Annotated in this window: 22 protein-coding genes; 14 read left to right on the forward strand and 8 right to left on the reverse strand. The window is 71.3% G+C overall.

Annotated features, from left to right (window positions below; translation table 11 throughout):
- Nucleotides 1-21 precede the first annotated feature (21 nt).
- The 3 genes from ABD250_RS09085 to ABD250_RS09095 form a co-directional block, all read right to left on the reverse strand.
- Entirely contained in the window at nucleotides 22-567 is a 546-nt protein-coding gene (locus tag ABD250_RS09085) for a TetR/AcrR family transcriptional regulator (protein ID WP_179525119.1), read from the reverse strand.
- Between the two features lie 77 nt (nucleotides 568-644).
- Nucleotides 645-1349, reverse strand: coding sequence for an ABC transporter ATP-binding protein (locus tag ABD250_RS09090; protein WP_182658502.1), 705 nt, complete (start codon nucleotides 1347-1349; stop codon nucleotides 645-647).
- Nucleotides 1346-2473, reverse strand: a complete 1128-nt coding sequence (locus ABD250_RS09095) for an FtsX-like permease family protein (RefSeq protein WP_182658501.1) — start codon at nucleotides 2471-2473, stop codon at nucleotides 1346-1348. Before ABD250_RS09095 ends, ABD250_RS09090 begins: the two co-directional genes overlap by 4 nt.
- A gap of 156 nt (nucleotides 2474-2629) precedes the next feature.
- Between ABD250_RS09095 and ABD250_RS09100 the strand changes: the two genes are divergently transcribed.
- Nucleotides 2630-4243: an NERD domain-containing protein gene (locus tag ABD250_RS09100; protein ID WP_182658500.1), complete on the forward strand. Its 1614-nt coding sequence runs from the start codon at nucleotides 2630-2632 to the stop codon at nucleotides 4241-4243.
- A gap of 110 nt (nucleotides 4244-4353) precedes the next feature.
- Here ABD250_RS09100 and ABD250_RS09105 read toward each other — a convergent pair whose 3' ends face one another.
- The 4 genes from ABD250_RS09105 to ABD250_RS09120 all read right to left on the reverse strand — a co-directional run bounded on the left by ABD250_RS09105 (nucleotide 4354) and on the right by ABD250_RS09120 (nucleotide 9386).
- Nucleotides 4354-4812: an Hsp20/alpha crystallin family protein gene (locus ABD250_RS09105; RefSeq protein ID WP_182658499.1), complete on the reverse strand. Its 459-nt coding sequence runs from the start codon at nucleotides 4810-4812 to the stop codon at nucleotides 4354-4356.
- A gap of 353 nt (nucleotides 4813-5165) precedes the next feature.
- Nucleotides 5166-5852: a YceI family protein gene (locus tag ABD250_RS09110; protein WP_182658498.1), complete on the reverse strand. Its 687-nt coding sequence runs from the start codon at nucleotides 5850-5852 to the stop codon at nucleotides 5166-5168.
- 1678 nt (nucleotides 5853-7530) lie between these two features.
- On the reverse strand, nucleotides 7531-8163 hold the full coding sequence (locus ABD250_RS09115; RefSeq protein WP_344391828.1) for a response regulator: 633 nt from the start codon (nucleotides 8161-8163) through the stop codon (nucleotides 7531-7533).
- Nucleotides 8160-9386, reverse strand: coding sequence for a sensor histidine kinase (locus tag ABD250_RS09120; protein ID WP_344391830.1), 1227 nt, complete (start codon nucleotides 9384-9386; stop codon nucleotides 8160-8162). The genes ABD250_RS09115 and ABD250_RS09120 overlap by 4 nt, the downstream gene beginning before the upstream one ends.
- A 154-nt stretch (nucleotides 9387-9540) precedes the next feature.
- On the opposite strand from ABD250_RS09120, the gene ABD250_RS09125 reads away from it, so the two are divergent.
- Together ABD250_RS09125 and ABD250_RS09130 are read left to right on the forward strand one after the other, a co-directional pair.
- Nucleotides 9541-10584 (forward strand): FtsX-like permease family protein, encoded by a 1044-nt coding sequence (locus ABD250_RS09125; RefSeq protein WP_344391833.1) that lies wholly within the window; start codon nucleotides 9541-9543, stop codon nucleotides 10582-10584.
- Nucleotides 10585-10649: 65 nt separating this feature from the next.
- The gene (locus tag ABD250_RS09130) at nucleotides 10650-11396 is read left to right on the forward strand and encodes an ABC transporter ATP-binding protein (RefSeq protein ID WP_344391835.1); all 747 of its coding nucleotides are present in this window, start codon (nucleotides 10650-10652) and stop codon (nucleotides 11394-11396) included.
- Here the strand turns inward: ABD250_RS09130 and ABD250_RS09135 are convergent.
- The gene (locus ABD250_RS09135) at nucleotides 11393-11752 is read right to left on the reverse strand and encodes an Rv2640c family ArsR-like transcriptional regulator (RefSeq protein WP_344391837.1); all 360 of its coding nucleotides are present in this window, start codon (nucleotides 11750-11752) and stop codon (nucleotides 11393-11395) included. The genes ABD250_RS09130 and ABD250_RS09135 overlap by 4 nt on opposite strands.
- A 100-nt stretch (nucleotides 11753-11852) precedes the next feature.
- On the opposite strand from ABD250_RS09135, the gene ABD250_RS09140 reads away from it, so the two are divergent.
- The 11 genes from ABD250_RS09140 (at nucleotide 11853) to hisI (ending at nucleotide 20631) form a co-directional block, all read left to right on the forward strand.
- Nucleotides 11853-12290 carry an ArsI/CadI family heavy metal resistance metalloenzyme gene (locus ABD250_RS09140; RefSeq protein ID WP_182659386.1) on the forward strand — a complete coding sequence of 146 codons (438 nt, stop codon included), beginning with the start codon at nucleotides 11853-11855 and terminating at the stop codon, nucleotides 12288-12290.
- Between the two features lie 141 nt (nucleotides 12291-12431).
- Nucleotides 12432-13772, forward strand: coding sequence for a histidinol dehydrogenase (hisD, locus tag ABD250_RS09145; RefSeq protein WP_182659385.1), 1341 nt, complete (start codon nucleotides 12432-12434; stop codon nucleotides 13770-13772).
- A complete protein-coding gene (locus ABD250_RS09150) occupies nucleotides 13769-14905 on the forward strand; it encodes a histidinol-phosphate transaminase (protein ID WP_344391839.1) in 1137 nt (378 codons plus the stop codon). Before hisD ends, ABD250_RS09150 begins: the two co-directional genes overlap by 4 nt.
- Nucleotides 14902-15525 carry an imidazoleglycerol-phosphate dehydratase HisB gene (gene hisB / locus ABD250_RS09155; protein ID WP_179525136.1) on the forward strand — a complete coding sequence of 208 codons (624 nt, stop codon included), beginning with the start codon at nucleotides 14902-14904 and terminating at the stop codon, nucleotides 15523-15525. Before ABD250_RS09150 ends, hisB begins: the two co-directional genes overlap by 4 nt.
- 7 nt (nucleotides 15526-15532) lie before the next feature.
- Entirely contained in the window at nucleotides 15533-16780 is a 1248-nt protein-coding gene (locus ABD250_RS09160; RefSeq protein ID WP_179525137.1) for an MFS transporter, read from the forward strand.
- The gene (gene hisH, locus ABD250_RS09165; protein ID WP_182641518.1) at nucleotides 16777-17439 is read left to right on the forward strand and encodes an imidazole glycerol phosphate synthase subunit HisH; all 663 of its coding nucleotides are present in this window, start codon (nucleotides 16777-16779) and stop codon (nucleotides 17437-17439) included. Before ABD250_RS09160 ends, hisH begins: the two co-directional genes overlap by 4 nt.
- Nucleotides 17440-17461: 22 nt before the next feature.
- Nucleotides 17462-17770 carry a hypothetical protein gene (locus tag ABD250_RS09170; protein WP_182641517.1) on the forward strand — a complete coding sequence of 103 codons (309 nt, stop codon included), beginning with the start codon at nucleotides 17462-17464 and terminating at the stop codon, nucleotides 17768-17770.
- Nucleotides 17770-18525, forward strand: coding sequence for a bifunctional 1-(5-phosphoribosyl)-5-((5-phosphoribosylamino)methylideneamino)imidazole-4-carboxamide isomerase/phosphoribosylanthranilate isomerase PriA (gene priA, locus ABD250_RS09175; RefSeq protein ID WP_182659381.1), 756 nt, complete (start codon nucleotides 17770-17772; stop codon nucleotides 18523-18525). The genes ABD250_RS09170 and priA overlap by 1 nt, the downstream gene beginning before the upstream one ends.
- A gap of 60 nt (nucleotides 18526-18585) precedes the next feature.
- Complete coding sequence (locus ABD250_RS09180; protein WP_182641516.1) at nucleotides 18586-19500, forward strand: inositol monophosphatase family protein; 915 nt, start codon at nucleotides 18586-18588, stop codon at nucleotides 19498-19500.
- 7 nt (nucleotides 19501-19507) lie between these two features.
- Nucleotides 19508-20281: an imidazole glycerol phosphate synthase subunit HisF gene (gene hisF / locus ABD250_RS09185; RefSeq protein WP_182641515.1), complete on the forward strand. Its 774-nt coding sequence runs from the start codon at nucleotides 19508-19510 to the stop codon at nucleotides 20279-20281.
- Nucleotides 20278-20631: a phosphoribosyl-AMP cyclohydrolase gene (gene hisI, locus ABD250_RS09190; RefSeq protein WP_182641514.1), complete on the forward strand. Its 354-nt coding sequence runs from the start codon at nucleotides 20278-20280 to the stop codon at nucleotides 20629-20631. Before hisF ends, hisI begins: the two co-directional genes overlap by 4 nt.
- The last annotated feature ends 3 nt before the right edge of the window (nucleotides 20632-20634 follow it).

Genomic DNA, 20634 nt, shown 5'->3' on the forward strand with positions numbered 1-20634 from the left:
GTAGCCGCGCCGCCTCTCCGGTCAACCCGGCGGATCGATCAGAGCGTCTACCGCGGTGAGCACCTCGTCCAGCGGCCGCCCTCCCTCGATGAGTTCGGAGGCCTTGAACGTCACGGCCATGACCAGCTCGGTGGTCAACTGTGGATCGGAGCGGGAGGACTCGGCGAGCGATTCGCGCAGTGGGGTGGTCATCTCGGTGTGCATCCGGGTCAGCCGCTCGCGCGCCGGGCCGTCGGGGAGCTGCGCGGCCAGCGCGGTGAGGATCGCGTGGTCACCGGCGGCGACCAGATCCAGGGTGGTGTGCACGTAGGCCACGACCCCCCGGCGACCGCCGCCTGCGTCACGCACTGCTCCAGTGACGGTGTCGATCCACCGTGGCATGAGGTCCTCCGCCACGGCGACGACCAACTCCGCGCGCGAGGAGAAGTAGGTGTAGAAGTTCGACCGTGTCATGCCCGCCCGGGCGGTCAGCTCATTGATGTCGGGAGGGGTGCCGGGGGCCTCGGAGAGCATCGACCGGGCCGCGTCGAGCAGGACCCGACGCTTGGCGTCCCGGTGTTCGCCCACGGTGGGGGCGTCGATACGTGGAATGTCGGTCTCCCGTCACCTTCTCGGCGGAGGCCCGATCATACGTGTCCATCAGGTCACACGTGCGCGTGCAGCCGCCCGTCGACCATCTCCAGGACCCGGTCGCAGTGTTCGAGGATCTCGTGGTCGTGCGTGACCAGAACCGTCGCGACGCCGTTCTGATGGGCCTCCTCCGCGAGCAGGCGCACCACGTCGTGGCTGGTCCTGCGATCCAGCGCGGCGGTGGGTTCGTCCACCAGCAGCAGATCCGGCGAGGACATCAGGGCGCGGGCGATGCCCACCCGCTGACGCTCGCCGCCGGACATGGTGGCCGGGCGGCGGCGCGCGCGGTGGGTCAGACCGACGGCCTCGAGCAGGTGGTCGGGATCGCGACGCCGGGACCGGTCTCCGCCGAGTGTTCCCACGAGCCGGAGTTGGTCGCGCGCGGTGAGAGCGGGCACAAGGTTGCCGGACTGGAACACGAACCCGACGTGGTCGCGCCGGAACCGGGTGAGGTCCCGGCGACCGAGACCGGTGATGTCGCGGCCGCCCACCTCGACGGTGCCTGAGGTCGGGGACAGCAGTCCGCCGGCCACGGCCAGGAGGCTCGACTTGCCCGCTCCGGAGGGGCCGACCACGGCCAGGACCTCGCCACGGGCCACCTCGTCGTCGACACCGGCCAGCGCGTAGACGGTCTGGTCGCCGTCCCGGAAAGTCAATTCGACACCGCTCAGGCGAAGGCCCGGGGTGGAGGCGTCGCCGGTGTGTGTGGTGGTGGTCATCGGTTCTCTCCCAGTGCGCTGTGCGGGTTGACGGCGGTGATGCGGATGGTGGCGAGGGTGGCGCCGACCAGTCCCAGAGTCAGGAGGAGGGCGGCTCCGAGTGCGATGGGTCCGGTCGCGAGGGCGAACGGCATGCCGGTGCCCACCAGGAACGACCCCACTCCCACGCCGATGGCCACACCGACCGCGATGGACCCCGCCAGCAGGATGAAGGCCTGCCCGATCGCGTCGCCCAGGAGTCGCACGGTCGAGGCGCCCATGGCGCGCAGGACAGCGATCTCGCGGGATCGCTGGACGGTGAGGATGGCGAAGAACGCACCGACGACCAGCGCTGAGATGGCGTACAGGAACCAGGTGATCATCGACATCGTCATCATCTCGGCCTGGTATCCGGGCGAGGAGTCGAACGACTCCTCCAGGGTGCGCGACGAGGTGTCGGCCGCGGCATCGCCGGTGGCCAGGTCGGGCAACTCGCCGTCGACCCCGGCGAGGGCCACGACGCTGTACTCCTCACGGGCGCCGGCGCGCGACTCCTCGCCGAAGCGGGTGCCGGCGTGCACGTCCTGCCACGTGGCCAGGGTGGTGAAGGCCATGTCGACGTGGCCGAAGGTGTGCTGGGCGGCCGCGATGCCGACGACCTCGAGGGGGATCCCCAGTCGGTCGACCGTCACCGTGTCGCCCGGGCCGACGGAATCGGCGGCGGTGGCGCTGATGAGGATCTCCCCGTCGGACGCGGGCGCCCGGCCCTCGGCCACCTCGGGAACGAGCGGGCCCTCGGGGTCCGCGCCGATGAGGGTGAGGTCCACCGGGGTCCCGGAGGAGGTCCTGGCGTTGATGATCGACAGACCCATCGGTGTGGCCACCGACACGTCGGGTCGTGCGGCCCAGGCCTCGACCTGGTCGGGCCCGACCACGGATCGGGTGAACGCCGAGTCGGTGCGGGTCTCGGGAGCGAACGCGACGGCCTGGACGGGCATGCGCTGCAGGCCGGAGACGCCGTCGTTGACCAGTCCCGAGGACAGCCCGGCGAGGAGAACCACGAGGACGCTGATCAGGGCCACGACGGAGCCCATCAGGGTGAATCGGGATCGCGCGAAGGTCAGTTCGCGTAGGGCGAGAAACATGGAGGCCTTCCGGCATCGACATCGGGAACGGGGAAGATGCTAACACCATGTCAGTATCATGCTGACACAGTGTCGCGAAGGTCTCACCGCGGTGCGGTGTCGGCAGGACCCGGCGATTCGACCCGATCCGCAGGCGCGGGCGGGTACTCCTGGAACATGCCCCGCGTCATTCCCGACACCCCCGTCTACGGCCACCCCTCCGAGGAGAAGGTCGTGGAGCTACTCACGGATCAACTCTCCGACGACAGCCTGATCGTGGTAGGCCAGCGCGTCTCCACCGCGGAGAAGGAGCACGAGGTCGACATCCTCGTGGCGATGCCCGGTGCAGGGATCGTGGCGATCGAGGTCAAGGCCGGACAGATCGCGATCGAGGACGGTCGGTGGGTGCAGGGGAGCGGCGGCAAGCAGCACACGATCGATCCCGTCACCCAGTGTCGTGAGGCCCTCTACGCCCTGCGCGGGCACGTCGATACGGACCCACGATGGCCCCGTCAGTACCAGCGCTGGACCCACATGCTGGTCTTCCCTCACGCGTCGATCCCGGGGGATTTCGCACTTCCCGACATTCAGCGCGATCGAATCGTCGACCGTGATCAGCTCGATCAGCTCGCCACCCTCGCCTACCGTCTCGCGCAGAACTCCGGGCCGAGCGATCGACCCTTCCTCGCCGTCGACACCGTCAACCGACTGGCAGAGATCCTCGGTGGCCGGGGCTTACCGCAGCGCGACGTGGTGGCACGCGCCGCGGAGAACGCCGACATCGCCGACGCGCTCACCCGCGAGCAATCGGTGCTTCTCCGGGCAGTCGACGCACTGCCGCGCGTGGAGATCCGTGGTGGCGCGGGCAGCGGCAAGACCTACCTCGCACTGGAGCAGGCGCGGCGTCTGTCGAGGGCCGGTCAGCGCGTCGCGTTGATCTGCTACTCACACGGCCTCGCGGGATACCTCCGGCGCGTGACGAGCGGATGGAGTAGACGCGAGCAGCCGGCGTACGTGGGGGAGTTCCACGCACTGGGTGTCGAGTGGGGCGCGCCTGCCGGACCGGACGAGCGGGTCCGGTCCGAGGAGACGGTCCGGTGGTGGGAGGAGGAGCTCCCCCGCCTCATGGCGGAGCTCGCCGACGAACTGCCCGACGGCAAGAGGTTCGACGCCGTGATCGTGGACGAGGCCCAGGACTTCGCAGACAGCTGGTGGCGCCCGGTGATCGGTGCGCTGCGCGACCGTGAGCGCGGCCGTCTGATGATCGTCGGCGACGCCGGGCAGAGCGTGTTCCGGCGGACCGGTCGGCCGCCCGTCGACCTGGTGCCGCTGGTGCTCGATCACAACCTGCGCAACACGCGCCAGATCGCCAGTGCCTTCCTACCCCTGGTGGGCCAGCGCATGCAGTTGCGCGGTGGCTCGGGGCCCGCGGTCCGTTACGTCGAGGTGCCCGAGGGCGAGGACGCCGTGGCGATCGGTGACGACGAGGCAATGCGCCTGCTCGACGCGGGCTGGGAGCCGCGGGACGTCGCGCTGCTGACCACCGGATCGCGGCACCCGATGCAGGTCGAGCTGCAGCAGGGCGGCAACGACGCCTACTGGGAGACCTTCTGGAGCGGCGAGGACATCTTCTACGGCCACGTGCTGGGCTTCAAGGGCCTGGAGCGCCGCGCCGTGGTGCTGGTGTGCAACCACCACGACGGCATGGACCGGGTCCGCGAGAGGGTGTACGTGGGGCTGTCGCGGGCGACGGATGTACTGGTGGTGGTGGGTGATCCCGGTGCAACGTGAGGCGGCAGGTCGGCGTGTGGACGCGTGGCGGGGCGCGCGAGTCGAATGAGAACCACCGCCCCGACCTCACGCGAGGCCGGGGCGGTGGTCAGGCGGCCCAGGTGCGGTGGTCAGCTTCCGAGGTCGGCGGAACCTTCGACGATCTCGGCCTGCTCGGCTTTCTGGGCACCGTGGGAGACGGTGATCTTGCGCGGCTGAGCCTCCTCGGCCACGGGGATCACCAGGCGCAGAACGCCGTCGCTGTAGTCGGCCTCGATCCTGTCGGTGGCCAGGCCCTTGCCCAGGGCGAGCTGCCGGGCGAAGGTGCCCGACTGGCGCTCATGCATGAGCCACTGGGCATCGCCCTCGGCGGGGGCGCGGCGTTCGGCACGGACGGTGAGGGTGCGGTCCTCCACGTCGATGTCGATGCTGGAGGGATCGACGCCCGGCAGGTCGATGAGCCCGACGAAGCGATCGCCCTCCTTGTACAGGTCCATCGGCAGCGAGGTGGAGGCGGTCGCGCTGCGCAGCCCCTCGCCCAGGAGGCGATCGAGCTCACGGAACGGATCGAAACGGGTGCTGGTGGCCATGATGGTCTCCTTCAGGACTGGTCGGGGTGCGCCCGGCGTCTCCGGGGTCGCACACGGTTCAACTCACCGCTGTAGTTGAGTATTCCCGACTCAGGTCAGAAAATCTGACTTGAGTCGGGTGGACTCAGTCGCCTACTGCGGCGGGCAGTGATGGCAGAACCCCCGCGTGGGATCCGGACTAGACGGCGGTGCGTAGGCCGGACCCTGCAGTGGCGGCGAGCGCCCCTCGCAGACCTCGTCGCACAGGACCCGGAGAATTCCGTCCACCTCGTCGTAATCGAGGGCCATCACGCCGGATAACGGTGGGAGAACGGTCCGGGCAGGCAGAGCGCCCCGGTCCACGGATTGACCGGTTACTGCCTGGCCAGGTTCACCAGGAAGTCGATGGTCCCGGTCGGATCGACGGTGACGAAGCCCAGGCTCGGCGGCTCCACGCCGACCTCGGTCCACGTCACCGGCACGGCGCCGGAGGCGATCAGCTCCTCACCCGACCGGAGGACCGTCACCTCCACGGACTTTCGGACGGTCGTCCCCTTGATGGTCAGGTCCACCTCCATCGGGATCGTGGCCGTGGTCCCGTCCGAGGGTGTCGACGCCAGTCCGACGGGTGCCGCCAGAGCGAGCGTCGCCGAGGGGTGGGCCTGGGCGTCGAGGATCTCGGGGGAGCGGGCACGGTTGTCACGTTGCCCGATGTCGGTGGCGATCCCCTCGATGCGCACCTCGAACTCGGCGGAATCGAGGGTGCTCCCGGAGATGGTCGCCCCACCGGTGACCTGGCTCGTGCTCCCGACCACGGTCACGGGCTCCCCGCGCAGGATCTCGTCCACCGTGTAGCCGGCGGTGGTCTCGTTGGGTTCGGAGCCCGGAACCACCACCCAGGAGCCGTCCAGGTCCCCGGTCGCAGCCTCGGCGCCGTCGGTGGAGACCGTCGCAGCCGGAGCGTCGTCGCCACCGCGCACAGCCTTGTAGAGGTAGGGCGCCGAGATGACGACGACGATGACGACGACCAGAGCGCCGATGATCCAGGGGAGTCTCCGCATGTGTCGAGCTTAGGAGTCGATGCCCCGTTCCGGAGCGACGATGGGTGGAGGATCGTCAGGCGAGACGATGACTCGACCCGACTCGTTCTCGGCTCGATCACGTGGCGTTCAGGACCCTGATTCGCGACTCTTGTCATGCGGCGTCACCTACCCTCATTCTCAGCGGCAGAGTGGTCGCGAGCGTGTTCGGGTAGCCGGGAGGCGCGACATGGGCCAGAACCCTCCTCAATGGAGTGACTTCCCCACGTCGGAGTTCGGGCGGATCCCTCAGGCGGGTCCGGTGGCGTCCACTCAGAAACAGTCGATGTCCCCGGCCTTGGCCGTGATGATCACACTGATGGCCGTGCTGATCGTGGGTCTCATCGCAGTCGTGGCGTTCCTGATGATCCCGCGATTCACCAGTCCGACCGCTGCACCCGTGACGTCGACGGTGTCCGCCACGGCGACGGCCCCGAGTGCTGCGGAACCAGACCGGCCTCAGGTCCAACCGGCGCAACCGAATGCTCCGTCCGGGTCGTTCGTGTGCTCGAACGTCGGCGGGGGCCCGCTCTCGCATTCCGCGGTGGGGTCATCAGTCACCTCGTGCGAGTTCGCGGTGTCAGTCCGTTCCACGTACCTCGCATCCGGAGGCGACGGGGGCCCGATGACCATCGACGCCTACAGCCCGGTGACGGGTACGACGTACACGATGTCCTGTTCGGGCGGACCGGTTGTGACCTGCACCGGCGGCAACAACGCTGTCGTGTACATCTACTGATGGGTCTACTGAGCAGGCGTGGGGCGCTGGCCTCGGGTTCCTGCGGGCTCGTCCTCGTCGTCTCCGGTTGTGGTGGGCTGGTCCCGACGAGCGAGCCCTTACAGACCGTCTACGTCACTTCCACGGTCACCACCGTCTCTCCGGGACCGGTAGGACCGGGCGGAGCAGAGGGTCCGGATACCGCCCAGCTCACGGTCCCGCCCGTCGCCGACCCCAGGCCCGGCGGTATGGATCTCTCCGGGGTGATCGATGGTGTTCCGAGTCCGGTTGGTATCGCCGTAGCCGGAGTCGGTGGTCGCTCCGAGGTCCAGACGGCGGGAGTCGTGCAGTCGGGTGCCGCCTGGTCGACTATCAAGGTCCCGCTGGCCGTCGCCGTCGCGCGCGTCTCTCCGGCCTCCCTCGAGTCGGCGTCTACCGCGATCACGGCATCCGACAACGCGGCGGCCGAGCGATTGTGGGACGCCCTCGGCGGGGGAGCCTCGTCGGCGGCCGGGATCGGCGCAGTGCTCGCGGACGGGGGTGACAGCACCACCCGGGTGCCGACAGTCCGCACCCGCGCGGAGTACTCGATCTTCGGTCAGACCCGGTGGCCACTCGTCGATCAAGCGCGGTTCGGCAGTCTCCTGCCATGCATCGGGTCATCGGCCCGAGTTCTCGATCTGATGGGCCGGGTATCACCGGATCAGAGCTGGGGACTCGGCCGCATTCCGGGTGCCCGGTTCAAAGGAGGTTGGGGGCCGGGGGAGAGTGGCGGTTATCTCGTGCGACAGTTCGGGATCGTGCCGGCCGCGGGAGGGGAGGTGGCCGTCGCCATCGCGGTCGAATCAGCGTCATTCGACCAGGGCGTCGGGACGCTCTCGGCAGTAGCAGATGCGCTTGCTCTCCGACTCCCGTCGCTCCAGGGCGAGCAGTGCTGATCGACTACACCACCCCGAGCTCACGCGCCCTGGCCACCGCGGCCGTCCGTGACGTCGCGCCGAGTTTGTCGAAGACGTGCACGAGGTGCGTCTTGACCGTCGCTTCCGACACGTTGAGGGACGAGGCCACCTGCCGGTTGGTCTCGCCCGTGGCCACCGCGCGCAACACCTCCACCTCGCGGTCGGTCAGGACCGGACGCGGGTCGCGCAGCCGGCTCATCAGCGTGGCGGCGACGGTGGGGGAGAGCGCGCTCTCCCCGCCCGCGGCGGCGCGGACGGCCGCCAGCAGCTCGTCGGGGCCGGCGTCCTTGAGGAGGTATCCGCAGGCGCCCGCCTCGATGGCACCGAGGATGTCTGCGTCGGTGTCGTGGCTGGTCAGCACGAGGACCTGCGGCGGCGAGTCGAGTTCGCGAAGTCGCCGGGTCGCCCTGACCCCCGCGGAGGCGTCCCCCGCGAAGCGCAGGTCCATGAGCACCACGTCCGCGTCGCCGATCCGCGCCCGCTCGACCGCGCCGTCGGCGGTGGGGACGTCGGCCACCACCTCGATCGCGGGGTCGGAGGCCAGCAGCGCGCGAAGGCCTGTCCGGACCACCGCGTGATCGTCGGCGATCAACACGCGCACCTTCGTCGTCGTCATATCCCCGAGCCTCCCACCGCCGTCGGCAGCACGGCGCGGATCGTGGTCCCCGCGCCGGCCTCGGAGCTCACGTCGAACTCTCCTCCCAGCCCGGACACCCGACGCGCCATCCCGTCCAGGCCGAACGAGGCGGTGGGCCGCGGCGCGGAGATGTCGAAACCCCGACCGTCATCACGCACCTCGAGGGCGACGGCGGCGGATGAACCGGTCAGCGTCAACGCCACCCTCGAGGGTGAGGCATGCGTGACCGCGTTGGCCAATGCCTCCTGCGCCACGCGCACGAGCACGGCGGCGACCTCGGCGGGAGGGTCGAGCTCGAGGGAGCAGTCAGCGGTCACCTCGACCGCAGGATGCTCCGCGCGTGTCCGCTCCACCACGCGGACCAGTGCGCCGGCGAGCGACACGCCGTCGAGTGGGGCGGGCCGTAGCGCGGCGATGAGGCGGCGGGTCTCGGTGAGGTTCTCGCCGGCCACCTCCCGCGCGAACCGGATCTGGCCGACGGCCGGGTGTGAGGGATCGGCGCGCTCGACGGCGTGCAGCAGCATCCCGATGCTCGCGAGCCCCTGGGCGACGGTGTCGTGGATCTCACCGGCCAGGCGCGCTCGCTCGGACTCGCGGCCCACCTCGCGCTGCTGTCGAGCCAGCTCGGAGCGGGTCCTGACCAACTCGGCGATCACCTCGCGCCGTGCCCGGGACTCCCGATCGAGCGCCCGGACCCCGGTGCCCAGACCCACCGCCACGAGCGCCCCCACCACGGGGCCCACGACCCCGGCGGGAGTGAACCCCCCGTGCATCCCCAGAGCCACCACCGCCACGGTGGCGAGCGCCGCGACCGCCGCGATCCCGGCCCACACAGCCAGCAGGAACTGGGCCAGGAAGAACAGCGGGAACGCCAGGTAGGCGGCCTCCGGCACCCGCACCACCAGGACCGACCACAGCGCCAGCACCGCGGCGAGCCACCACAGCCTCGCGGTCCGGCCGGTCCCGGACAGGCGGTCCCACACGGTCCCCGCCAGGTACACCACGGTGAACCCGAGAGCAGCCGCCACCGCCACGTGGTCCAGCTCGCCGCCGGTGTCCCGGTGCGCGCTGACCAGAGTGAACGCGAGTAGCGCCGCCACGAGGGTGTGCAGGGCCACCTGCAGCTGGGTGAAGACCGCGCGCACTCCGGCCGATTCGGGCGGCAGCTCTGCGCTCTCTCGGGGGAGGGAGGGGCCGGTCACCCGGTCGACGCTAGCCGTTGCCGTCGCCCCGGGCATCCATCGAAGGATGGATTCGGCGCTCCACCTTCCTGGTGCGCGAGACCATCCGCACGGGCGATTCGGGAGACGCGGGCGGCGACGAACCTGGAGGCATACCGCCACGAGAGGAAACCCCATGTTCTTCGCACTCCGCGACCTGCGCACCGCGCGGGGCCGCTTCGCGCTCATCACGGGCGTCGTGCTGCTGCTGTCCGTGCTTGTCGCCGGCCTGCTCGGGCTCACCGCGGGCCTCGCGCACCAGAGTGTGTCCGCGCTGCGGGCGCTGGGCAGCGGCGACTCGGACTTCGTCCTGCCCGCCGACGAGGACGGGGCGGTCGACCTGGACCGTGCAGCCCTCACCGGCGAGCAACTGGACCGGGTGACCGCCGCCGACCCCTCCGCCGTCCCCGTGGGCGTGGCCCGCATCCGCGTGGACGACGGCACCGAGACCGGCGCCTCGGCCGTCGCCGTGGGTCTCGGTGGCCCCGTGGGTTCGTTGACCCCGCCCTCACCGGGGGAGGTCCTGACCTCTACAGGCGTCGACGACGAGCTGGGCGCCGAGGCCACCGAACTCAGAATCGAGGGTGGCGCGCTGGGCGTCGCCGGAAGCGCCGGCGACCTCTGGCATTCGCACACCCCCGTCGTCGTCACCGACCTGGCCACCTGGCGCGAGCTCGCCCCACGCGGTGGGGCGGCCACCGCCGTCGCGGTCTCGTCCGCGTCCTCGGGGTCCACCACCGCTGGTCTGACGGTGGTGGACCCCGAGGGTCTGGTGTCCTCCCTGCCATCACACCGCGCCGAGAACACCTCGCTGAACACCATGACCTACATGCTGCTGGCCGTCACCGCGCTGGTCGTGGGCGCGTTCTTCGCGGTCTGGGGGATGCAGCGCCGCAGAGACATCGCGGTGATCAAGGCCCTGGGTGCCTCCACCGCCACGGTGGTGCGCGACTCGGTCGGCCAGGCGGCCATCGTGCTGGCGGTGGGCATCGGAACCGGCGTGGGGATCGCCGCGCTGTTCGGCGCCGTCGCGGGCGGGGCGGTGCCCTACATCGTCTCGCCCGCCACCACCGTGTTCCCCGCCGCGCTCCTGGCTGTCCTCGGACTCGCCGGAGCCGCCGTCTCGCTCCGCCCCGTCGTCACGGCGGACCCGGCCACCGCACTGGGCGCGCTCCGGTGAACCGGACTCCCGGCCGCGATCGCGCGACCTCGTCGTCACACCCTCTACTCATCCAGGAGAACCGCATGTCCCATGCCCCCGTCCTCGACGCCTCTGCCGTCGGCACCCCCGCGACCACCGCGCTGCGGATGGACGACGTCGTCCTGACCTACCCCGACGGAGACGGCCGGATCACCGCCGTCGACCACGTCTCGTGCGGGATCGACCGCGGCCGCAGTCTCGCGGTGACCGGGCCCTCCGGCTCGGGCAAGTCCAGTCTGCTGGCCGTGGCCGCCACCCTCACCCCGCCCGAGTCCGGCCACGCGTGGCTGGCTACGCGCGACGGCGAGGTGGACCTGGCGGCGGTGAGTGCTCGTCGGGCGGCTGAGCTGCGCCGGACGGAGATCGGCATCGTCTTCCAACAGTCCAACCTGGTCGAGTCTCTCACCGCGCGCGAGCAACTCCAGGCCATGGCGTGGCTCGGCGGGCGGCCGTCGAGGGCGCGGCGCGCCCAGGTGCGTGAGCGCGCCGACGAGCTGCTCGACAGGGTGGGCCTGGGCTCGTTGGCCGGCCGGACCGTCGGAGCGCTGTCGGGGGGTCAACGTCAACGGGTGGCCATCGCACGGGCGCTGGTCAACCGGCCGTCGCTGCTTCTGGCCGACGAGCCGACCAGTGCGCTGGACTCGGAGTCGGGTGCCGTGGTGATGGACCTGCTGGTGCGCACGGCGCAGGAGTTCGACGTGGCGCTGATGCTCGTCACACACGACGACACGGTGGCGGCGCGGTGTGATGCCCGCATGCACCTGGTGGACGGGGCGGTCCGGTCCGGCTAGGTGCAGCAGTTCGGGTCGAGCGCAGCACGCAGGGCGTCGATCGCGGACCCGCGGGCACGGTGGAACACGCTCATCCCGCGCCGCTCCGACTCGATCATCCCGGCCTCGCGGAGTCGGCCCAGGTGATGGGACGTGGTGGACTCGGCCACGCCGGTGGCTGCGGCCAGGTCTCCGGTGCGGACCTCGCCGTCGTCACTGGTGAGCAGGAGCGACAGGAGCCGGATCCGTACCGGGTCGGCGAGGGCCTTGAGTCGCAGCGCGATCTCCACGGCGTCCTCGTGGCCGATAGTGCCCGCCGACATCGGTGCGCAGCACACCGGCGAGCTGACGTCGAGGAGGGGCAGTGCCTTGGGCATGTCCGCGAGTGTAGCCCAGCTTCTTGACGTATATCGAAATGGGTGCTTATCTGTGCGGAGTAGTAATTCGATATCCGTCACAAAGGTGGAGGTTCCGACCATGTCCCGTGTACAACTCGCCCTCAATGTCGACGACGTCGACGAGGCCGTCCGGTTCTACTCGACCCTGTTCGGTGTCGAACCCGCCAAGCGCAAGCCCGGCTACGCCAACTTCGTGGTGGAGCAGCCGCCCCTCAAGCTGGTCCTGCTCGAGAACCCGGGCCAGGGCGGCTCACTCAACCACCTGGGCGTCGAGGTCGAGTCGAGCGAGCAGGTCCACGGTGAGATCGCGCGACTGACCGACGCCGGACTTTTCACCGACGAGGAGATCGGCACGACCTGCTGCTTCGCCACCCAGGACAAGGTGTGGGTCACCGGCCCCGGAGGCGAACGGTGGGAGGTCTACACGGTCCTCGCCGACTCGGAGACGTTCGGGACCTCGCCGGTGGCGGATCACGACACCACGAACGACGACGAGGCCGGCATGTGCTGCGCGTGAGCGGCCGGAGGGTGCGGTCGACCGCGTCCACAACACCCGCGAGGGTGGCATGAGGGAGGCTCGGGCGCGGGCGCACCTAGACTGGTTCGCGGCCGTCGGCCGGTTGCTCGACGTCCCGTGATCCAACGGAAAGGCCACACCATGCTCTCCCGCATCGACCTGCGCGGTCGCACCCTCGGCACCGCCGAGCTGCGTCGCACACTCCCGCGAGGCGCCGCCGACGTCGACTCCGTCGTCGACACCGTCCGCCCGGTGGTCGAGGCGATCCGGGAGCACGGGGCCTTCGCCGCGCTCGACTACGGCGAGGAGTTCGACCGGGTCCGGCCCACTTCGGTCCGGGTTCCCGCGGAGGTCATCACGGAGGCCGGCGAGACCCTCGACCCCGATGTGCGCGCGGCGTTGGTCGAGGCCATCCGCCGCGCGAGGATCGTCCACTCCGCCCAACGCCGCTCGGACACCGTCACCGAGGTCGCCGCCGGTGGCTTCGTCACCGAGAAGTGGGTGCCCGTCGAGCGGGTGGGCCTCTATGTCCCCGGCGGAAAGGCCGTGTACCCGTCGAGCGTCATCATGAACGTCGTGCCGGCGCAGGTCGCGGGGGTCGGCTCACTCGTGGTGGCCTCCCCGCCACAGGCCGACTCCGGCGGCTGGCCGCACCCCACCATCCTCGGCGCGTGCGCGCTGCTCGGCGTCGATGAGGTCTGGGCCGTCGGCGGCGCCCAGGCCGTGGCACTGCTCGCCCACGGCGGCGAGGACACCGACGGCCGCGAGCTCGAGCCCGTCGACATGGTCACCGGCCCCGGCAACGTCTACGTCACCGCCGCCAAGCGACTGTGCCGCAGTGTCGTGGGGATCGATTCGGAGGCCGGCCCCACGGAGATCGCCGTCCTGGCCGACCACACGGCCGACCCGGTCCACATCGCCTACGACCTCATCAGCCAGGCCGAGCACGACCCCAATGCGGCGAGCGTGCTGGTCACGGACTCCGAGCAGCTCGCCGACGCCGTCGACCGGGAGGTCGAGGCCCGGTACACCGTCACCCTCAACGCCGACCGCGTCCGCGAGGCGCTCGAGGGCCCGCAGTCGGGAATCGTCCTGGTGGACGACATCGACGCCGGCCTGCGCGTGGTCGACGCGTACGCGGCCGAGCACCTGGAGGTGCAGACCCGCGACTCCGCCGCCGACGCCGCCCGGGTGCGCAACGCCGGGGCGATCTTCGTGGGCGCCTACTCCCCGGTCCCGCTCGGCGACTACGCGGCGGGCTCGAACCACGTCCTGCCCACGTCGGGCACCGCCCGTCACTCGTCCGGATTGAGCGTGCAGACCTTCCTGCGCGGTATCCACGTCATCGACTACGACCGCGCCGCACTCAAGGAGATCGCCCCGACCGTCGTCGCGCTCGCCGACGCCGAGCGGTTGCCGGCCCACGGCGAGGCGGTCCGGGCCCGCTTCGAGGACCTCACCGCCGCGGAGGAGGAACAGTGAGCGACACCCCCCGGCCAGGAGTCGGCCTGGACGCGCTGCCCCTACGCGAGAACCTGCGCGGGAAGAGCGCCTACGGAGCCCCGCAACTCGAGGTGCCGGTGCAGCTCAACACCAACGAGAACCCGCACCCGCCCAGTGCGGCGCTGGTCGCCGATATCGCGGAGGCGGTCTCCGCGGCGGCGGCCGACCTCAACCGCTACCCGGACCGGGACGCCGTCGACCTGCGCACCGACCTCGCCGCCTACCTCACGCGGCAGACCGGGGTGGAGCTGGACGTGGACATGGTGTGGGCGGCCAACGGCTCCAACGAGATCCTCCAGCAGTTGCTGCAGGCCTTCGGCGGACCCGGTCGCAGTGCGATGGGATTCGTCCCCAGCTACTCCATGCACCCGATCCTCGCCGCGGGCACGGACACCGAGTGGATCCCGGTCGACCGGGGCGCGGACCTGGCGATCGACGTCGAGGCCGCGCTGGCGGCGATCGCCGGGCACCGCCCCGACGTCGTCTTCCTCACCACGCCCAACAATCCGACGGGCCACGTGATCGAGCTGGACGACCTGCGGCGGCTGATCGACGCGGCACCGGGGATCGTCGTGGTCGACGAGGCGTACGCGGAGTTCTCCCCGTCGCCGAGCGCGTGCACGCTCCTGGCCGAGTACCCGGCGAAGCTGGTCGTCTCGCGCACCATGAGCAAGGCGTTCGCGTTCGCCGGCGGGCGGCTCGGTTACTTCGCGGCCGACCCCTCGTTCGTCGACGCCGTGCTGCTCGTCCGCCTGCCGTACCACCTGTCGGTGATCGCGCAGGCCGCCGCCGCGGCCGCGCTGCGGCACGCCGACGAGACCCTGGCGTCGGTCGCCCTGCTGGCCGAGGAGCGCAAGCGCGTCACCGCGGGGCTCGAGTCGCTCGGCTACGACGTGCTGCCCAGCGAGGCCAACTTCGTGCTCTACGGGCCCTTCGTGGACGCGCCCCGCGCGTGGCGGCGCTACCTCGACGCGGGCGTGCTCATCCGCGACGTGGGCATCCCCGGCCGTCTTCGTGCGACCATCGGGCTGGAGAGCGAGAACGACCGGCTGCTGCAGGTGAGCGCCGAGTTGGCGGGAACAGAGATCACCACGACGAGGGAGAGACGATGAGCGAGCAGGGCGGACGCGTCGGTCGCGTCGAGCGCACCACCAGGGAGTCGTCGATCGTCGTCGAGATCGACCTCGACGGCACCGGCCGGACGGAGATCGCCACCGGCGTCCCGTTCTTCGATCACATGCTCACCGCGTTCGGCCAGCACGGAGCGTTCGACCTCACGGTCCGCGCGACGGGCGACGTCGAGATCGAGGCGCACCACACCGTCGAGGACACCGCCATCGTTCTGGGCCAGGCGCTCGGGAAGGCACTGGGGGACAAGCGCGGCATCCGCCGCTTCGGCCAGTGCTCGATCCCCATGGACGAGACGCTCGCCGAGGCGGTCGTCGACGTCTCCGGGCGCCCGTACTGCGTCCACACGGGGGAGCCCGACGTCATGATCGGGTACGTCGTCGTGGGCCACGACAGCGCGCCGTACGGCACCGTGCTCAACCGGCACGTGTTCGAGACCCTCGCGTCGCACGCCCGCATCGCGCTGCACGTCCGCGTGCACTACGGGCGCGACCCCCACCACATCACCGAGGCGGAGTACAAGGCCGTCGCCCGGGCGCTGCGCGCCGCGGTCGAGCCGGATCCGCGGATCAGCGGGATCCCCTCGACCAAGGGCGCTCTGTGATGGCGAAGTGACCGCGGGGGTCACGAAGCCGGGCGCGTTCGCACAGCTGTCCCGGACCCCCGGTGTGCCGGCGGCGTTCGTCCTGGTGCTCCTCGCCTTCGGTGGCTTCTCGCTGCTCCTGCCCGTGGTGCCCCTCGCCGTGGTCCGGGGCGGGGGCAGCGAGCTGGTCGCCGGTGCGACCACCGGTGTGTTCATGACGGTCACCGTGCTGGTCCAACTGCTCACCCCGAGGATCACCGCGGCGATCGGCTACCGTTGGGTGCTCGCGATCGGCAGCGCGCTCCTCGGCCTGCCCTCGGGGCTGCTCGCCCTGTTCGACGGGCCGTTCGCGGTGCTGGCGGTCAGCGGTGTGCGTGGGGCGGGCTTCGGCATGATGACGGTCGCCGGCTCCGCACTGGTCGCCGAGCTCGCGCCACCCGGGATGCTCGGCCGCGCCACCTCGCTGATCGGCCTCGCGGTGGGGATCTCCGAGGCCATCTTCCTGCCTGTCGGTCTGTGGCTGCTGGAGGTCTTCGGTCTGGCCACGGTCGCCTGGAGCGCGACGGCGTTCGGTGTGGTCGGACTGCTCGCGGCGGCACGACTCCCCGACGTGCACCCCGCTCCCGCCAGGCCTTCCGACCCGTCCGCACTGGGCCGCCGGGCGATGCTCGTCCTGCTCGCCGGGCCGTTCCTGGTCATGGTGGCGGTGTCGCTGCCGTACGGCGCCGCCGCGTCGTTCCTCTCGCCCGCCCTGGACTCGATCGTCTCGGGCAGCGGCGCGGTCGTCGCGGGGGTCGGGCTCGGATTGCTGGGGGTGGGCGTGATCGTCGGGCGCACCTTCGCGGGACTCGTCTCCGACCGGCGCGGCCCCGGCGCCCTGGTCTGGCCCGGACTGGCGGTCTCGGCGCTCGGCATGGCCGGTATCGCCGGCCTGCTCTCGGTGTCGGCGAACCCGTGGTGGTTCATCGCCCCGACCGTGGTGTTCGGACTCGGGTTCGGCGCCGTGCAGAACGAGGCGCTCGTCGCCTCGTTCGAGCGGATGCCGCGCTCGCGCCTGGGGACCGCGTCCGCCTCGTGGAACATCTCCTTCGACGCGGGCACGGGTCTCGGGTCGGTGGTCATGGGTGGCGTCGCCGGTTTCGGATACGTCGTCCTGTTCACGGTCGCGGCCGGCGTGGTGCTGCTCGTCGGCGGTCCCGCGGCGGTGGGCGCCCGGCGCACCCGGCCGACGCGTGATCTGACCTCGCCCGCCACGGACGATAAAGTGAGCCCATGACCTCATCGGCCCCGCGGGTGGCGCTCCTCGACTACGGCTCGGGCAATCTCCGCTCGGCCCATCGCGCGCTGGAGCGTGTCGGCGCCCGGGTCGAGCTCACCTCGGACCACCGGGTCGCCACCGAGGCGGACGCGCTCGTGGTCCCGGGGGTCGGTGCGTTCGCGGCGTGCATGGAGGGTCTCCGGGCGGTCAAGGGGCCGCGGATCATCGGCGAGCGTCTCGCCGGCGGTCGCCCCGTCCTGGGGATCTGTGTGGGTATGCAGGTGATGTTCGAGCGTGGGACGGAGTTCTCGGACGGCGAGCACGCCGATTCCGGGGCGGCGGGCTGCGGTGAGTGGCCCGGGGTGGTCGAGCGGCTGGAGGCACCGGTGCTGCCGCACATGGGGTGGAACACCGTCGAGGCGCCCGAGCGCAGCGTCCTGTTCGCCGGCATGCCCGCCGACGAGCGCTTCTACTTCGTCCACTCCTACGGGGTGCAGCGGTGGGAGATGGAACCGTCCGACCACCTGGCCCCGCCGGATGTCACCTGGGCCCGGCACGGCACGAGGTTCGTCGCCGCCGTGGAGAACGGGCCCCTGTCCGCCACCCAGTTCCACCCCGAGAAGTCGGGCGACGCCGGACTTCAGCTGCTCGAGAACTGGATCAGATCCCTTGGCTGACCGCCGGGGTCGCCCGGCGCCCGTGTCGTTCGCGGTACTGGCGTTGGGGGTATCCGGGGCGGGGGTCCTCTCCCTGGGGCTGACGGCCCTGGCGGTGGCGCTGCTCCCGCTGCCGCCGGTGGGCCGGGCGGTCGTGGCGCTGGTCGGGGTGGTCATGACGGTCGTGGCCATGGGGGTCGTGTCCACCCGCATCACCGATCGGGCGATCCGTGCCGAGTACGGGGACGAGCCCGCCGTCGAGGTCGGGGTCGACTCCGGCGTACACCCCGGGGAGCCGTCGGAACCGGCCGAGGGCGATGGGGAGCACCCCCGGGCGGACGGACTACGCTGATGCCCGTGACCAACGCTTCTTACCTCGAACTCCTGCCCGCCGTGGACGTCGCCGACGGGCAGGCCGTCCGTCTGGTGCAGGGGGAGGCCGGGACCGAGACCTCGTACGGATCTCCGCTCGAGGCCGCGATGCAGTGGCAGCGGGACGGGGCCGAGTGGGTCCACCTGGTGGATCTCGACGCCGCCTTCGGACGCGGGACCAACCGCGACCTCCTGGCCGAGGTGGTCGGCGCGCTCGACGTCAAGGTCGAGATGTCCGGGGGGATCCGCGACGACGACTCGCTGGAGGCCGCCCTCGCGACCGGCTGCGCCCGGGTCAACCTGGGGACCGCCGCCCTGGAGGACCCGGAGTGGTGCGCCTCCGCGATCGCCCGGCACGGGGACCGCATCGCGGTGGGGCTGGACGTCCGTGTGGTCGACGGCGAGCCCCGACTCCGTGGCCGCGGGTGGGTGTCCGACGGGGGCAACCTGTGGGAGGTGCTGGAGCGCCTCGACAAGGACGGGTGTGCGCGGTACGTCGTCACCGACGTCTCCAAGGACGGCATGCTCAACGGTCCGAACCTCGAGATGCTCTCCCAGGTGTGCTCGGTCACCGGAGCGCCGGTGGTGGCGTCCGGCGGGGTGTCCTCCGTGGCCGACCTCGAGGCCATCGCGACGCTGGTGCCCGAGGGCGTCGAGGGCGCGATCGTGGGCAAGGCCCTCTACGCCGGTCGCTTCACCCTCCCCGAGGCGCTGGCCGCGGTGAGCGTCCGCTGAGCCGGCAGTGACCACCAGGCGGCTCCACCCCACCCCATGACCTCGAGCAGGAGGCCCGAGATGACCGATCAGACCGGAAACACCCTGCCGACGGACCTGTCCGTCGACCCCGCGGAGGCGCTCGCCCTGGCGGCCCGCGTGCTCGAGGAGGTCACCCCCCGCTTCGTCGAGGGACTGGGTGCCGAGGGCACGCGCGCCAAGGGCTCGCGCAACGACTTCGCGACCGAGCTCGACCTCGAGCTGGAGCGTCGGATCTCCGACGCCCTGCGCGAGGGCACCGATCTCGAGGTGCACGGCGAGGAGTTCGGCGGCCCGCCGGTCAACGAGGGCACACTCTGGGTGGTCGACCCGATCGACGGCACGGCCAACTACTCCCTCGGCATCCCCACCACCGGCATCCTCGTCTCGCTGGTCCACGAGCGGCAGCCCGTGCTCGGGCTGACCTGGCTTCCCCTCCTCGGCCTGCGGTTCACCTCGATCGCCGGGGGCCCGCTCAAGGAGAACGACGAGGAGATCCCGCGGATCGCCGACGTCTCCATCCGCGACGTCGCGCTGGGCCTCGGGTCGCTCAACACCGGCGCCCGCACCACCTACCCGCCGGCCTATCGACGAGAGGTGTTCGAGCAGCTCACCCTCGACGCCGCCCGCACCCGCAAGTTCGGGTCGACGGGGGTGGACCTGTCGTTCGTGGGTTCCAGCCGGTTGTCCGCTGCGGTGAGCTTCGGCAACTACGCGTGGGACAACGCCGCGGGCGCCTCCCACATCCGCGCGGCCGGGGGAGTGGTCACCGACCTGACCGGTGAGCCGTGGTCGATCGACTCCCAGTCGATCCTCGCCGCCGGCCCGCGAGCGCACGCGGAGGTGCTCGGCACCATCCGCGAGCTCGGCGAGCCGGGCAACTTCTTCGAGGCGGGCCGTCGCCGGGCCACCCCCGGTCCCGACGGCAACCGCCCGTGGCTCGACGGGGAGCGGTGAACCGGGCATGACACTCGCCACCCGGGTGATCCCGTGCCTCGACGTCGACGCGGGCCGCGTGGTCAAGGGCGTGAACTTCCTCGATCTGCGGGACGCCGGTGATCCGGTCGAGCTGGCAGCCGCCTACGACGCGCAGGGCGCGGACGAGCTGACCTTCCTCGACGTCACCGCGTCGTCCTCGGGGCGCGGGACCATGCTCGACGTGGTCACACGCACCGCGGAGCAGGTCTTCATCCCCCTCACCGTGGGCGGCGGGGTACGCGCTGCCGAGGACGTCGACCAGCTGCTCCGCGCCGGGGCGGACAAGGTCAGCGTCAACACCGCCGCGATCGCGCGTCCGGAGCTGCTCGAGGAGCTCAGCAGGCGCTTCGGCTCCCAGTGCATCGTCCTGTCCGTCGACGCCCGGACGGTGCCGGCGGGCGAGGCCCCCACACCATCGGGATGGGAGGTCACCACCCACGGTGGCCGCCGGGGCACCGGGATCGACGCCGTCGAGTGGGCCCGGCGTGGCCAGGAGCTGGGGGTGGGGGAGATCCTGCTCAACTCGATGGACGCGGACGGCACCAAGGCGGGTTTCGACCTGGACATGGTCCGTGCGGTCCGTGCGGCGGTGACGATCCCCGTGATCGCCTCCGGCGGGGCCGGCGCGGTCGAGCACTTCGCCCCCGCGGTCAAGGCCGGCGCCGACGCCGTTCTCGCGGCCAGCGTCTTCCACTTCGGCGAGATGACGATCGGCGACGTGAAGAGGGCCATGGCGGCCGAGGGGATGACGGTCCGATGAGTGATCCGGCCCTGGACCCGACCATCGCCGACCGGCTCACCCGGAACGCGGAGGGTCTGATCGCTGCCGTCGTGCAGGACGCGACCTCCGGTCGGGTCCTCATGATGGCGTGGATGGACGACGCCGCCCTCGCCGAGACGCTGGCCACGCGGCGCGGGGTGTACTACTCGCGCTCGCGCGGGACGCGGTGGGTCAAGGGGGAGACCTCCGGCCACGTGCAGCACGTGCGCAGAGTGGAGATCGACTGCGACGGCGACACCGTCCTGCTGAAGGTGGACCAGACCGGGGCAGCCTGCCACAACGGCACGGTCAGCTGCTTCGACACCGACACACTCCTCGGGGAGGACTGAGCC

Origin of the sequence: Dietzia cercidiphylli (genome assembly GCF_039531545.1) — a bacterium.
Lineage (GTDB): Bacteria > Actinomycetota > Actinomycetes > Mycobacteriales > Mycobacteriaceae > Dietzia > Dietzia natronolimnaea.